This is a genomic window from Armatimonadota bacterium, assembly GCA_029907255.1.
GTDB lineage: Bacteria > Armatimonadota > UBA5829 > DTJY01 > DTJY01 > JAIMAU01.
On record JARYMF010000006.1, the window covers coordinates 128260 to 142920 of the forward strand.

At 47.1% G+C, this 14661-nt stretch carries 14 protein-coding genes and 1 tRNA gene; 9 read left to right on the forward strand and 6 right to left on the reverse strand.

Features of this window, described 5'->3' with window-relative positions; translation table 11 throughout:
• Nucleotides 1-21 precede the first annotated feature (21 nt).
• From QHH26_07110 to QHH26_07120, 3 genes are all read left to right on the forward strand, one after another.
• Nucleotides 22-107 (forward strand) — tRNA-Leu (locus QHH26_07110).
• Between the two features lie 337 nt (nucleotides 108-444).
• On the forward strand, nucleotides 445-1731 hold the full coding sequence (locus QHH26_07115; GenBank protein ID MDH7481726.1) for a CBS domain-containing protein: 1287 nt from the start codon (nucleotides 445-447) through the stop codon (nucleotides 1729-1731).
• Nucleotides 1732-1747: 16 nt separating this feature from the next.
• The gene (locus QHH26_07120; protein ID MDH7481727.1) at nucleotides 1748-3001 is read left to right on the forward strand and encodes a divalent metal cation transporter; all 1254 of its coding nucleotides are present in this window, start codon (nucleotides 1748-1750) and stop codon (nucleotides 2999-3001) included.
• Nucleotides 3002-3057: 56 nt separating this feature from the next.
• Here the strand turns inward: QHH26_07120 and QHH26_07125 are convergent, their stop codons facing one another.
• The 5 genes from QHH26_07125 to QHH26_07145 all read right to left on the reverse strand — a co-directional run bounded on the left by QHH26_07125 (nucleotide 3058) and on the right by QHH26_07145 (nucleotide 7626).
• Nucleotides 3058-4203, reverse strand: a complete 1146-nt coding sequence (locus tag QHH26_07125) for a trypsin-like peptidase domain-containing protein (protein ID MDH7481728.1) — start codon at nucleotides 4201-4203, stop codon at nucleotides 3058-3060.
• Nucleotides 4204-4225: 22 nt separating this feature from the next.
• Nucleotides 4226-4831 (reverse strand): uracil-DNA glycosylase, encoded by a 606-nt coding sequence (locus QHH26_07130; GenBank protein ID MDH7481729.1) that lies wholly within the window; start codon nucleotides 4829-4831, stop codon nucleotides 4226-4228.
• Nucleotides 4832-4863: 32 nt separating this feature from the next.
• The gene (locus tag QHH26_07135) at nucleotides 4864-6411 is read right to left on the reverse strand and encodes a hypothetical protein (protein MDH7481730.1); all 1548 of its coding nucleotides are present in this window, start codon (nucleotides 6409-6411) and stop codon (nucleotides 4864-4866) included.
• Between the two features lie 35 nt (nucleotides 6412-6446).
• Nucleotides 6447-7157, reverse strand: coding sequence for a hypothetical protein (locus QHH26_07140; GenBank protein ID MDH7481731.1), 711 nt, complete (start codon nucleotides 7155-7157; stop codon nucleotides 6447-6449).
• An 85-nt stretch (nucleotides 7158-7242) separates the two neighbouring features.
• The gene (locus tag QHH26_07145; protein MDH7481732.1) at nucleotides 7243-7626 is read right to left on the reverse strand and encodes a hypothetical protein; all 384 of its coding nucleotides are present in this window, start codon (nucleotides 7624-7626) and stop codon (nucleotides 7243-7245) included.
• Nucleotides 7627-7835: 209 nt separating this feature from the next.
• Between QHH26_07145 and QHH26_07150 the strand changes: the two genes are divergently transcribed.
• The 6 genes from QHH26_07150 to QHH26_07175 all read left to right on the forward strand — a co-directional run bounded on the left by QHH26_07150 (nucleotide 7836) and on the right by QHH26_07175 (nucleotide 13696).
• Nucleotides 7836-8240, forward strand: a complete 405-nt coding sequence (locus tag QHH26_07150) for a universal stress protein (protein MDH7481733.1) — start codon at nucleotides 7836-7838, stop codon at nucleotides 8238-8240.
• Nucleotides 8237-8818, forward strand: coding sequence for a nucleoside monophosphate kinase (locus QHH26_07155; protein MDH7481734.1), 582 nt, complete (start codon nucleotides 8237-8239; stop codon nucleotides 8816-8818). Before QHH26_07150 ends, QHH26_07155 begins: the two co-directional genes overlap by 4 nt.
• 72 nt (nucleotides 8819-8890) lie before the next feature.
• Nucleotides 8891-10549 carry a stalk domain-containing protein gene (locus QHH26_07160; GenBank protein MDH7481735.1) on the forward strand — a complete coding sequence of 553 codons (1659 nt, stop codon included), beginning with the start codon at nucleotides 8891-8893 and terminating at the stop codon, nucleotides 10547-10549.
• Between the two features lie 98 nt (nucleotides 10550-10647).
• Nucleotides 10648-11496: a YihY/virulence factor BrkB family protein gene (locus tag QHH26_07165; protein MDH7481736.1), complete on the forward strand. Its 849-nt coding sequence runs from the start codon at nucleotides 10648-10650 to the stop codon at nucleotides 11494-11496.
• 7 nt (nucleotides 11497-11503) lie between these two features.
• Entirely contained in the window at nucleotides 11504-12574 is a 1071-nt protein-coding gene (locus tag QHH26_07170; GenBank protein MDH7481737.1) for an AI-2E family transporter, read from the forward strand.
• A gap of 225 nt (nucleotides 12575-12799) precedes the next feature.
• Nucleotides 12800-13696 carry a stalk domain-containing protein gene (locus QHH26_07175; GenBank protein ID MDH7481738.1) on the forward strand — a complete coding sequence of 299 codons (897 nt, stop codon included), beginning with the start codon at nucleotides 12800-12802 and terminating at the stop codon, nucleotides 13694-13696.
• A 55-nt stretch (nucleotides 13697-13751) separates the two neighbouring features.
• Here the strand turns inward: QHH26_07175 and QHH26_07180 are convergent, their stop codons facing one another.
• On the reverse strand, nucleotides 13752-14660 hold the full coding sequence (locus tag QHH26_07180; GenBank protein ID MDH7481739.1) for a radical SAM protein: 909 nt from the start codon (nucleotides 14658-14660) through the stop codon (nucleotides 13752-13754).
• Nucleotide 14661: the final 1 nt, after the last annotated feature.

Sequence of the window (14661 nt, forward strand, 5' to 3'; positions counted from 1 at the left end):
ACTGTTATACTTTACTTGCCTGCCGAAGTGGCGGAATGGCAGACGCGCATGGTTCAGGACCATGTGCCCGCAAGGGCGTGCGAGTTCAACTCTCGCCTTCGGCACCAGCTACGTCAAGGCGCAGGGTGGTATCCCTGTGCCTTTTATTTTTCAACCCCATTGTAAACCTCCAATCTCGAAAAGTCAAGGTTACAAGCAAATTGCACTTTTGTAATGCTTGACAACAAGCATTAATGTGGGTATACTCTCTACGGTTAAAATTGGTAATAAATGTTTTTTGAGGTGATGGTTGGTGGAAGCCGACCCTGCCAATAGTAATATATACTGCCGCCGAGCGCGCGGCAAAAGGAGGGGGATAGCCTAGACTCTTAGATTTCCTAACCCTCGCTTCTTCTTTCTCCTCTCTCGCGTTCGGCCGGCATCATAACGTTTAAGGAGGGTACCATGCAGTTCCTTACGCAGGTGCTTGGTCGGACAGTATTCGACAGCGTTGGTGAACCGATTGGGAAGGCCCGTGACGTTATAGTCACGCCTGCCGAACCATTGCCAATAGTCTCTGCTTTAGTCGTCGGAAACGGTGAGGAAAAAATCATCCCCTGGCGACTTGTTCGTGAAGAGGTAGACCGCATCAGCCTGGTGGTGCGCAAGGATAGAATCACCGAATACACTCCCCGTGAAGGCGACATCTGGCTCAGGAAAGAAGTTCTCGACCGCCAAATTGTTGATGTTCACGACTATAAAGTAGTACGCGTGAACGACGTGCGTTTTATTGAAACTCCAGGCCAAGTACGCCTACTAGGGGTAGATGCATCCACTCGCGGGCTTCTCCGCGAGCTTGGCATCGAATGGCTAGCAAACCTGTTCTATGCATTGTTCAAGCGCCAAGTGCCCGAGAAAATCATTGCTTGGGATGATGTTGAAACCCTCGAGCGAGCCACTGGGCCCATCAAACTCAAAATACCGCTTGAGAAGCTTTCCAAACTGCATCCATCAGACATCGCCGACATCATTGAGCAAATGAACCCTGCTCAGCGCGCCGACGTTATTGAGAGTCTCGACGTCGAGACAGCAGCTGACGTTCTCCCTGAAGCGAGTCCCGAAATCCAGGCCGAAATTATTGAGGACATCGACCCCGAACGGGCTTCCGACATTCTTGAGGAGATGGACCCAGACGAAGCCGCCGACATTTTAGGCGACTTACCTGAGGATCGCTCTGAGGAACTTCTCCGTGAGATGGAGCCAACGGAAGCAGAAGATGTTCGGGAGCTACTCAGCTATGGGGATGAAACAGCTGGCGGACTGATGACAACTGACTATGTCGCTATTTCAAGCTCAATGACAGCCCAGCAGACAATTGACTACCTGCGAGAACTCAAGCCCGATGCAGAAACTATCTACTATCTTTATGTGGTCAACGAAGAAAATAAGCTTGTGGGAGTAATCTCGCTTAGAGATCTTATAGTAGCCGAGCCAGACACACCAATCGGTAAATTTATGATTACAAGGGTAATCCACGTTCATCCCGAAGCAAGTCTTAGGGAAGCAGCAGAGCTTTTCCAAAAGTACAACCTCCTTGCGCTACCGGTTGTAGACTATGATAACGAGCTAAAAGGCATTATAACGGTTGACGATATGTTGGAGCACATACCGGCACACGCATGGCATGGCCGGCCGGGCCGCAGGCAGACTGCTCCCGAACAGCGGCTACAACATGAAGAGGTAGAAACGTAACTTACGGAGACGCCTGATGCGAAACAAACTGAGCAGGCATAGATTGGCTCCAATATTAGCGGCTATTGGCCCAGGCATCATTGCAGCTAACGCAGACAACGATGCGGGCGGCATTACAACCTACAGCCTGGCCGGGGCACATTTCGGCTACAGCCTAATTTGGGTGCTCATCCTTATAACCTTTAGCCTAGGTGTTACTCAGGAGATGGGCGCTCGCATGGGCATGGTGACTGGAAAAGGCTTTGGGGGTCTAATACGCGAAAAATTCGGGGCGCGCTGGGCTGCCTTTGCCATACTTATTATGCTTCTCGCCAATATAGGAACTACTACCGCTGAATTTTCAGGCATTGCTAGCAGTCTCGAAATTTTTGGCATAAGCAAATATATCAGCATCCCGCTTTCGGTAATTGGCGTGTTCATGCTTGTTGCGCGCTATGACTATCGGCGTGTGCAAAGGGTCTTTCTAATCATTAGCATGCTTTATCTTTCATACGTTGCATCAGGATTTCTTGCTCGTCCTAACTGGAACGAGGCCCTAGTGAGCATAGTAAAGCCAGATATACAGTGGAACTTACCTTATCTAATAATGTTTGTTGGTGTAGTCGGAACTACAATCACACCTTGGGGGCAGTTTTTTATCCAATCTTACGTTGTAGACAAGCGTCTACGTGCCAAAGATCTTCCTTATGCGAGAGCCGATGTTTACGTCGGGGCATTCTTTACAGACTTCATAGCGTTTTTCATAATTGTGGCATGTGCGGCAAAGATCTACCCATTGGTAATGCAAGGCTTCAAAATTGAAGATGCTGCCGATGTCGCACTTGCGCTCCAACCACTCGCTGGACGCTTTGCTTCCATTTTATTCGGCATAGGACTTCTGAATGCCTCGCTATTAGGTGCGGTAATTCTTCCGCTTACAAGCTCCTATGCTACGGCAGAAACCTTTGGCTGGGAAGCAGGACTTGACAAGACGCCGCGCGAAGCTCCGATATTCTTTGGCCTTTTCCTTTTCTTTCTGCTCATTCCAAGCCTAATTGTTCTGATTCCCGGGCTACCGTTGCTACATTTTATGTTCTATCCTCAGGTTTTAAATGGCATCCTTCTGCCAATAATACTCATATTCGTCCTTAAGATTACAAACGACCAATTCTTCATGGGGGAATACACCAACTCGCGGGCGTTTAACATCATCGCACTTATCACTACTATAGGGCTAATCATCCTAACGATACTTCTTCTTGCAACCCCCCTAATACAAAGATATGCTTGATAAGCCGTCTAAATGGACCTCTTGTGAAAAATGCTATTTCACAAAGCGCTTATCAACTACCTTACTGCAAGCTCACGAGGCATTTCAGCAAGCTCCACAGTTACCTGCTTGCGCCCACTGTCCCGAACTATCACAATCTCTACCTTTTGGCCAACGCGCGCATTTCGGATAAAGTTCTCGATAACCGCAGACCCCGTTACCTTCCGGTCGCCTATCTGCACTATAATGTCATCTGGCTTTATACCTGCTTTGTCAGCAGGCCCTCCTTTAACAACGGCCGCTACAATAACACCTTCTGAGACAGGAAGGCCTAATGCTCGTGCTATCTCCGGTGTAATTTCCCCATAGCTTATTCCAATCCAAGGCACGATTATTCTCCCATACTTTTGAACATCGCTTATTGCTCTTTGCGCCACGTTTATTGGAATTGCGAAGCCCAGACCTCCTCCACCTTCGCCGCTAACAAGGGCTGTATTTATGCCCACAACCTCGCCGCTACTATTCAAAAGGGGGCCTCCACTGTTGCCAGGATTGATGGATGCATCTGTCTGGATTAGATCTCTAAGTGGAGCACCACCCCCAGGAATTACCCTATTAAGTGCGCTTATCACACCAACAGTCACCGTTCTCTCAAATCCCAACGGATTTCCAATAGCAATTGCTTGCTGTCCCACAAGAAGTTTGTCTGAATCACCTAGCTTTGCAACTTGGAGTCCTCTACGTGGAATCTTCAACAAAGCAATATCAATTCTTGGGTCAGCGCCAAGCACTTTGGCGGTCATAGGCGCACCAGCACCAAGAGAGACGTCTACCCTATCGGCATTCTCAATTACATGCGCATTTGTAAGTATTAGGCCGTCTTCTCGAACTATCAACCCGGACCCTAGCCCAGCTCGCACAAGTGGAGCCCCAATTCTCGGTGACTGCATATTGAGGACGCTCACCACCGACGGCCCAACTGTTCGCGCCACTCTAATGACATTTCTTTCATCTGGGCCCAATGCACTTAAATCTTGCTGGGATGCTGCTGGAGCAGAAGCCCCATCCGCTACTCTGATGTTCTGGCTAGATGTGCTTGCCTGCCAAACCAGCGCACCCACTGCCATTCCCAGCAAGAAAATTACAATAATCACAATCGCCATGGGTCTTTGCCTAAAACTCGTTTCCATATGCTCCGCTCCAATCACCCTTGTATTTTCCATCGGACACCTCTATCTAGCCTTCCTAGCCAACTAATTTTGAGCTTGCCGTTTTAAAATCCACTATCATCAAGCTCTCAATTCTCTCGCGGTCCGCTCCCCTTAGGCGCAGGACATAAGCTGGATGGTAGGTAGCAGTGGTTGGAATTGAAAATTTACTTTGGTACCAACGCCCCCTACCATCCTCCATTTTAAAATTCCTTCCAATGAGCGCCTGGGCTGGAACAGCACCAAGGCATACAATTACCTTAGGGGAAACAAATTGAACCTCGGCGCTCATCCAAAGATCGCAAGCTTTGATCTCCTCCATACGTGGAGGCCGATTTCGAAGGACATCGTCTACACGCATTGCCGGGCGACATCGAACAATGTTTGTAACCCAAATCTGCCCTCGGTCCAAGCCAGCCAAAGAAAGTACCTTATTGAGCTCCCGACCCGCTGCACCAACGAAGGGTTTCCCCTGTTCATCTTCCTCACGCCCAGGACCCTCCCCCACTATCATCATTCCGCTCGGCGATGGGCCTTCACCGAACACGACGTTCGTCCGGGTGTAGCACAAGTCACATCGGCAACATACAATCGCCTCAGCCCTAACTTCATTTATAGTGCGCCAGTCTTTCTCTCCAGGCATAAAGGTACCATTCACCTTATTTATAGCCGCCTTTATGTTGCCTCGACCCCAGCGGCCTGGCGGACCGCCAAAGGCGCTTCCTCCAATCGAATCTCCGGAAATCCATTCACTACATTGCAGTTAATCCAAATCATCTCGCAGCACGTATGCATTGCCGCTGGGGTATCGAAGATCATCCGACGTGACCAAGTATCAGATTGAACATCGTAACCAATCTCGCCTGCCATAACCGGCGCTATTCCATGCTCTCCATTCGCTTGGGAGGGAAGAGGTATACTCCCACTTCGGAAGTGCTCCGAAGGCTCGCGATCCCTAAGCCACTGAGGCATAAAGTTAGTGCTCGGCATGCTCATCTGGAAACCCGACAGGTTTACAACATTGCAGAAAAATTCCCTCAGCCTGAGCTCTGCAAGACGGCTGTTTGCTCGTGCGCGAAGGAACAGTCTTGTTTCATTAAGAGCCCCAAGGATTTGGCCAACGTCATCGGCATTGAATGTATACTCGCTAGCAAATGGCGAAGGCGCATAAGTTTCGGCCGGCGCCTGCCACCATTGACTCTCAACGTAGTCGAAAATCTTAGCAGCGGTTTGGGCATATGTTTTAACCCTTGTTACCCTGAATGCTTCTATCAAAGCGCGAAGTGCTGAACAAGCATCTATGAGTGTATTTCCAACCATCTCGGATTTTTCTTGCGCCCGAACAAGGTTGTCGGCAAACTCCCTAAGCATCCAGAGTGATCTTGCCCGAAGATCCTGAGCATCACTAGTGCATGCAAACCATATCAAAGCTTCTATGGCTACCGACTGGCCTAGAATCGGGTTTGAAGAGTTTTCCAATAAGCTATCTTTATTAGCATCAATAGCCTCGAATAGTTCGTTTGCTAAGTTAATGAACTTTCGGTTCACATCCGGCGACTTGTAGATAGCATTCGCTCCCTCGCCTGCAGCCAACATCGCCACATCACTGCAGGCCCAAAGCATGCATGCCTGATCTTCAAGGTTTGCGTTTGCGTCGGTAATCTGAACACTCCCTGGCTGTGCTTGCATCGCGAACAACCCACGATTGTTTCTGAGGTTCTCGAAGGCAAAATTACACTGAAGCCGCGCTATAGTCGCCAAAAGAAGCCCGTTGATTCTCCATTCATTGCGAAAATCAGCCGGCAGAACCTCAGCTTCCTGTGGCACAGCAAACCACTTTGCACACTCACACTCCGCGATGATTGGCCATCCTTGCGCTTGAGGTACAAGAGTGCGGTCGAAGCTGTCTGGATTCCATCTCCAAGTCCCCAGGTCTCTCTCACTGAAATCCCTCATTAGATGGGGGTCGCCACTTTTCCAGAATGCTTTCAACAGCTGGGGATTTTTTAGCGGCAGGTTATCAGGCGACACCCCTATCATATCAAAGATATTTTGGGCATCGGACTCATTCAGCGGAATTCCCATGCCCGAACCTAAACATAATGCAATTGTATTAACAACGGAATACCAGGTAGCTTGTTCCCTGGCTGTATCCATATCAATGATACAACGGCCTTCAAGTTCGGCAGCTCGTTCCTGTTGTTCCAAATCTCGCTCTGTCATTTTTCTCCCTCCTTAGAAAAGTAATTTTCAATTCTTCACTGTTTAAATCTCGCGCCTAATATCAAATGGTTGTCGGCAGTCCCAGCAAATCTTTCAATATCATGCAGTAGCTCATATCTTAGAAAAGCTACCAGACCATTTTGAAAATCAACACTAGTTTCGAGAGCATAGTCGGTAAAGTCCTTACGATTCAGTATATTTCCCTGGTGTTCACTCACATAATGTAACCAGCCATGCCCATATATCCTATTCTTTTTCAGTGAACCAATTTTGCAAGTTACCGATGTTGCTAGGTCCCATCGGTAATCAACCACTCTGCGGTTCAAATATTTCCCTACAGATACGTACAACATCGGCTCTGAAAGCTGTTGAAAACTTAGCCCATAGAGCTCGTATGCTTCATTTAGATTGTCAAAGCTATCAACATCATGAAAAGATTGATGCTTTATGAAAGCGCGCCACCTCGCATTACCTCTTAGAGTAGTATACCCTGGCTCAATAGTATAGATTACACGGCGCGGCATGAACTCTGTACCTTTATTCTCAATCCAGGTAAAGATGTCTGCGAAGAAATAGTAACTGCCTTCCTTTGCCATCTTTTTTTGAAATGTTGCTCCTAAACTTCCAGCTGTGTCATATAAGCTGCTGCCCGATATTATTCCAAAAAAAGCGGCTGCAGAGCTCATAGCACCATTTAGTGCAAACGATGGCTCAGACCATTCAATCTGCGGACTTGTTGCTACCAAAGAACAACTCATCGCAAAAATTGCGCTTAAAAAACAAATTGCGATTAAGGATGTTCGCATCCGACAATCCTTCCTATTCAGATATTTAGGGTGGCGGTGCTAAATGACACTCCTCTACCCGAAATACAACTGCGCCATGAATCGGGAAACCTGGAACGACATTCCTCATCTCTGCAACAAGCTGATAATCAGTCTCGTTTGATTCATACCGTGCCCTGCCTTTAAGCACGTATGCCTCATATCCACCCGCACGGTCGCTTACCATAGCATAAGCCTTGCTCCATCCTTTGAGAGCCTTTTCTATGCCCGTCGCATTCGTGACAGGGAAAGCAATTGTGTCCCCGCCAATGATTCGAGCGTAGTACATAGGAAACATGCGAACGCTATCATTGGCTCGGACAACCAAAGGAATGTAGTAGTCTTGCAGATTCAACTCAACTATGTTCTTAATCCTTTCAGTCAGGCGCATGTTTTTTACTTAATCCCCCGGATTCCGCAACCATTAATGCCATTTTTTTGGTACCCAACTCCACGCCCTTCGAAAACCCACCAACAACGATAACTACAGGCGGAGAGCGAATGGATATCAACCACCCAAAAAGTTGCTTGTTTTATTTCAGGTCCTAACTGGCCATAAACAAAAATAGACGTTGCACTTTATAACCAGAGGAAATAACAATGCGGGTTCTAGTATGTACAGATGGCTCCGAGTTTTCTTATGAAGCGGCAAGACAATTTATTAAGCTTACGCACGGCACAAGGCATGACATCTTGGTTTTATACGTTATGCCGCTTCTAACTATTGGGCGGGACACAAGCTATCTTGAGATTCAAGAGGAACGCGAAGGTCGTGCAGCCCTTAATACTGTGAAAAATATTTTTGACGAGGTTGCCATTCCGATAAAAACTGAAATTAGACAAGGGATTCCTGCAGATACCATTGTTCAGGTAGCCCGTGAAGGAAATTTCGACCTGATTGTTATGGGCCATCGCGGGAAGGGAGGTTTTCGAGAATTTTTGCTCGGGAGCGTGAGCAAGCACATAATCCAGAATGCGCCATGTTCGGTGCTGGTGGCAAGATGAAACTTTCAATAATTGGCCCGCCTGGCTCAGGCAAAACCACGCAAGCCGAGCTGATTAGCAAAAATTGTGGTCTGACTCATATCTACATGGGAAGGCTTCTGCGGATTGAAGCTCAGGGAGATTCGCCGTTTGCAGAGAGGATTCGATGCTATTTGGAAGCAGGTCTCCTAGTGCCACTCGACATAGTCCACTACATCTTGGAACGAGAAATCGAACACGTTAAGGATGGGTATATCCTCGATGGGTTTCCAAGGACTCTCGAGCAGGCACTAGATCTCGACGTTCTGTTACAGAAGAGAAGCGAACATTTGGATGCCGTTATCTACTTGGTTGTCAGCGATGAAGAGATAACAAGACGGCTTATTGAACGTGGGCGTAAGGATGACACGCCAGAGCTCATTCGACGACGCATTGAGGTTTTTCGCACGGAGATTCAACCTGTATTAAATTATTACCAAATTGAGGAAATACTGGTGCCAGTCAACGGTATTGGCGACCCATTAGAAGTAGAACAGCGTATTTTTGATGAACTAGCGGCGCGACACCGACTTTCATCCAGGTGTCGAAGAAAAAATTAATCTGAGCTTAAAAGAAACGGAAATCAAAAATCTATGCAGTCAATAAGGGATTGATATAAGGAGGTAGTTGCAATGGTGCCAAAAAGGATTTTGCTGCAAATTGTTTTCTTTACCACATTAGCCATACTGTCTTCGGGCGCTGTACAAGGTGTTCAGGTATATTTAGGAAATCAGCTTGTGAGCAATACCCAAATAGCACCGGTGGTAGTCTCGGGCGAAACGCTTGTGCCAATCCGACCGCTTGTTGATATCCTAGGGGGAGACATAGCTTGGGATCCTTATAATAAAATTTTAACCGTGACATCCGATAAGGGGAAGAGCACTCTTAGAATTGGACAGCGGGATGGTTTGGTACTGGGCAAGAAGGTGCTATTTGCCAGACCACCGATTTTGTTCGGTGGATATGCTTTTGCCCCAATATTATTTTTCACAGATATGTTCCAAACTGCAGTAATATGGGACCCCGTTCAACAAAGGATTAGGCTCGAGCCGGTTTTCCCAGGGAGATATGCACCACCCCGAATATTATATCCCCCACCTGGAGTGGCTCAACCTCCGTCTGCCAAAGCCGAGCCTGGAATGCAAACCGTGCGAGGAACCGCCATTCGAGTTATACCATCTCCAGGCAACCCTAGAATAACGATAAGAACCCAAGGGCGCGATGTAACATTCACGGTTGCCCGCAACGCCGTCATTGTGCGTGGAGCACTCGGCCAGCGGGGCGTAGAAGTAAAGCTTGGGGAGATTAGACCAGGCGACCAAGTTGTACTTACCCTTGATGAAAGAAAAGTTGTTAGAAGCATTCGGGCAAAATATCAAGAAATTCGCGGAAGAGTACAATCAATCGGCACGTCTAGTATAACGCTTGATACCGGTAGAACGCTCACCATTTCTGAAGATACACAAATTCTGCTGCCTGAAGACGTCACAGGCGAACTTTCAGACCTTCGCTTGGGAGATTTGATCATCGCGAGCATCATCCCGGGCACCAACGAAGCGCTAGCACTTCGGGTTGTCTCACAACCTGAACCACCAAATCCAAACAGCGAGGCGGCACTAAGCCTTAATACAACAGGACCGCTTAAAGAAGGCGACACACTTGTGATTACTTTCCTAGCATACCCAGGAGGTACTGCAACTTATACGATTCCTGGGCTTGCAGAAAACGTGCCCATGACCGAGACTTCTCCGGGCGTATATACCGGCGAATATAATGTAAAACAAGGGGACGTACTCCAAGGAGCCAAAGTCACCGTTAGATTCGTCGACCCACAGGGCAGGTCATATAGCGTAACTTCGAGGCGCCCTATTAGTATTGTTACCTCTGGAGGCTACCTTCCGAGGATAACTTATCCTAGCCAAGGGCAGCAAGTCAGAAGTCCACTAGTTGTTGAGGGATTCGCTCAACCCGGTGCGATAGTTAGGGTTACAGTCGGCTACTACCAGAACCTCTTAGGCAGTCTCCCTCTTCAAGGTATTACCGCCGTAGAAGACGTGGTTGCAGACGCTGATGGCCGCTTCAGAACCTCTCCATTGCCAATTACTGTGCCATGGGAAGGGGCCGAGGAAAATATACCTTTCGACAAAGGCTGGGATTATGGGCAACTATCAAGTTTTTACCGACTTCCAGAACATCCGCTAGTCTATACAATTACAGCCAGTGTGCTAAATGAGAAAGGCGAGGAAGTAGCAGCATACACTATAACAGTTAGGAAACAACCTGGAAGATAGCTGTTAGAAGGTAAATCAACCCCATGGCCAGTAATATAGCCTAAAGGAATATTGCCAAAAGGGCAGAATCGGCACCAGCAACTGGAACGGAAAGCAGAATGGCCAAACTGCTTAAACAGACATATGGCTTCGCCAAAGAGGTCATGGACAATTTCAGCAAGGATAGGGGATCATTATTCGCGGCTGCGATTGCCTTTTATGGGTTAATCTCCATTATACCGCTACTCCTACTAGGAATTGCAGTTTTAGGTTATATCTTAGGCTCTGAATCAGCAAGGCACCAGGTTATAACTTTTGTAAGGAATTTCATACCCGTCGGCCGCGAGGAACTAGAGCGAAATCTAGTTCTTCTTAGCAAACAATCAAGCATTCTTGGTGGCATAGGAATTTTAGCCTTACTGTGGACAGGAAGTCAGGTGTTTGTCATCTTGCAACATGCGATTAACACTGCATTGGGTAGCACGAAGCGCATAGGGTTTCTTCGTGCAAGGGCTACTGCTTTGGCTATGGTAATCATAATAGGTATTCTTTTTATACTTTCTGTGGGCATGTCCTCATTAGCAGACATTATCCGAGGATTTGACATCAAGCTACTAGGCAAAGAGCTTGTGGATTTTCAACTTGCATGGAATGTGTTTTTTGGAATACTTGTTCCTTTTGTCATTTCGGTTATAGCATTTACTTTAATTTATAAATATCTTCCGTTGGCAGATGTTGACCTTCGCGGGCCAATATTAGGAGGATTAACAGCAGGCATCTTGTTCGAGATTGCCAAGTACGGTTTTCAGTGGTACGTCACAAACATTGCCAACTTCAATGCTGTTTATGGCACACTTGGAGGTGTTGTTATTCTGGTTTTGTGGATATACTATACATCTCTAATAGGCGTTCTAGGCGCAGAGGTAGCTTCCGTATATATAGAGCGAACTAAACAAAAAGAAGGATGATGCCCGAATGCCGAAATTACAAACCGAATACGCAAGATCCTGGACACCATTAATTTTGATTGCAACCAGCATTGCCCTGCTCTATCTTCTTTGGGATGTTCTCGTCATTTTTGTTCTTGCTGCTTTGCTTGCCTTTGTCGTCGCCCCATTTGTTGGACTGCTGGAAAAAAAACTCCCAAGAATCTTCGCAATCCTCACCGTCTATCTACTAATCGTCATTATTATCATCGTGCTTACAGGTCTGCTAGCGCCCGTTGTAAGCAACCAGTTTCAGCAATTTATTGACTCTGTACCTCATTATCTATCCAGAGCACGCGACATCTTAGACAACCTTCAAGAGCGATACTTTGCGCTTCCTGGACAATGGCGGAGATTGGTTGACAAAGGGCTCACGGAACTCCAAACAGCAGCAATTAAATTGACGAGCCTGACTCTGCCGGTTGTTTCAGCTTTGTTCGGCGGTTTCTTTGCCTTGATTTTTATTCCATTACTTACTTTTTTCATGCTACTAAACGCAAACGGATACAGACGAATGATTCTCGCCATTACACCGCGACAACACCAGGAAAGTATTGATGACTTATTAACTTGTGCCGGACAAGCTTTTCGCAGCTTTCTCAAAGGCGAAATTTTTCTAATGCTTACTGTTGGCTTGGTAACTGGAATTGGCCTCTACCTTGTAGGAATGCCATACCCGGTTGTCTTTGCCGTTGTGGCCGGGCTCTTGGAAATCGTGCCGACCTTCGGGCCTGTGTTGACAACCATTATCGTCACTCTGGTGGCAGTATTGATAAACCCTGTGCTCGCTTTGAAAGCCGCTGGTGTTACAATATTAGTACAGGTCGCCGAGAATGTGCTTTTAGCCCCGTTGGTAATGTCAAAAGCAGTTGGGTTGGAGCCAGTAACAGTCGCATTATCGGTTCTCATTGGTGGCAGTCTGGCTGGGGTTGTGGGCGCCCTCGTAGCGATTCCTTTGGCGGTTATCATAAAAATAATCCTCATTTATTTCTATGCCGATGAATCAAAGCTGGTTGCCGGCGACCGAGCAGTATGCAAGAAAACCAATCGGGTTAACTGAATAATACTTAAGCTTTTATCAAAAGCTGAAGCAAATGCTCAAAGGTTGTTCGAGTAAGCATTACATCTACGCCAGGCGTGACCTTCGTTTGCAAATTTAAGAGCTTCAGCACATAAAACGTGCTGTAACATTCCCTTCTAAAGTCTGCCTCTTATCTTGTTTCATCTTCTTTAAGGAAAGGAATATACAAAATTGGGAACAAATGTGAGGCGATAGAAGATGGCAATGAAGAAGTCAATAGTAATTGCCTCGGTATTCATGCTACTTTTCACCGCGCCATTCGCTGCTAGCTCAGCTGGGTTGGTACAAAACACAGTGCTAACGGGAAATACCGTAGCACTGACAGGATTCATGGTTCTACCAACTATCACCGAACAATGCCGACCAATCAGAATTGTGTTTAACATCAAAAACAATGCATCAATGCCAATTTCTTCTCAACGACCGTTCTCAGGCATGACATATACATCGCAAAAGACATTTGGAGATCTTGGCTACGAATCCCAACCTGATCGGTATATGGTCGGCGTTTCTCTAAACGGCGGAAATGACGGATATCCTTATAGATGGGGATTTCGCGGAACGCTTGAGCCTGGCGATTCAATCACCGTCACCGGTCTTTTAACGATAATCGACAAAGGCAGCTACACACTAACACCAGCCTTGTTGAAAGGCGGCAAACCAATTGGCAAACCACAGATTGCTCCCATAACAGTAAATGTCATAGGGTGTAAATCTCAGACTGAAGCTATTGTGCCACGCCCAGGAAAACCTTTGCAACCGATTATTAACGGACAACCTCTTCCAGAACCGGTAATACCGTATATGATTGGAGATACTGTGCTTCTGCCAGCAAGACCAGTATTCGATGCACTAGGGGCTAACATAGTATGGACACCTCGCTCGGTGATTTTTCGACAGCCTGGCGTCACACTTGAGATATTTGCGGGAACTCAGAGGGCACTACTGAATGGCGTGCCAATTTGCCTGCCAATTTCTTCTTATGTATACGGTGGGATAACCTACATTCCGCCGAGATATGTGGTACCGCTCTTTGGAGCAGGGGTACTTTGGGAACCATACCCAAGGACAATTCGCATTCTCGGGCCGGAGTATTGGTAGAAGCCAAGCTTAAACGTTGTTAGCTCAATACCTCAGCTCCGAAAGGATGTAAATATCACTCAGCAAACCGCCATAGACCTTCGGCACGAGCAATTCGAAGGGCTTCTCGGTATTCTTCAGAGGTTATTCTCCTCCCTATAGTGGGATGACCAATAGCTTTTGCCAACGGCCTGTATTGGTCCATGATATTTATGTAGGTGTCGCGGCTTATCTCATTTGCAATAAAATGAAGCACATTCTGGGTTTCTGCCATGTTATTCGGTAAAACGAGGTGTCTAACAATCAGCCCATGAAGCGCGATTCCCCGGTCATCAACCACCAAATCACCCACCTGCCGATGCATCTCCCTCAGTGCTTCTCGGTTCCGGTCCCAATAATCTGGCACACCTGAGAAGATGCGACCTTTCTCGTTACTTCCATATTTTGCATCTGGCATGTATATATCAACAATACCGTCAAGGATGGCAAGAAGCTTTACTGGTTCATATCCGCCGCAGTTGTATACTAATGGGATATCCAAACCCATCTCAGCTGCTATTTCCAACGCAGAAAGTATTTGCGGCACCTGGTGCGTCGGTGTAACAAGGTTGATGTTATGGCAACCCTGGCGAGCTAGACTCAGCATTATTTCCGCGAGCTTCTCTATTCTTACCTCGTGCCCAACGCCACCCTGGCTTATTTCATAATTCTGGCAAAAAATACAAAGTAAGTTGCAGTTTCCAAAGAAAATTGTGCCCGACCCGTTGTAACCTACAAGTGGTGGTTCCTCCCCAAAATGCGGCCCATAACTTGAAACAACCGGATTCTTTCCGGTTCGGCAAACGCCTACTTGACCTGCAAGGCGGTCGATTCCACAGCATCGCGGGCATAGCTCGCACGCAGGCGTCATGAGCCTGTATGCGGCTTCAACACGCTCATGCAGCTCACCAGTTCTTTGGAGTTCTTTGTAAGATGGTTCAAACACT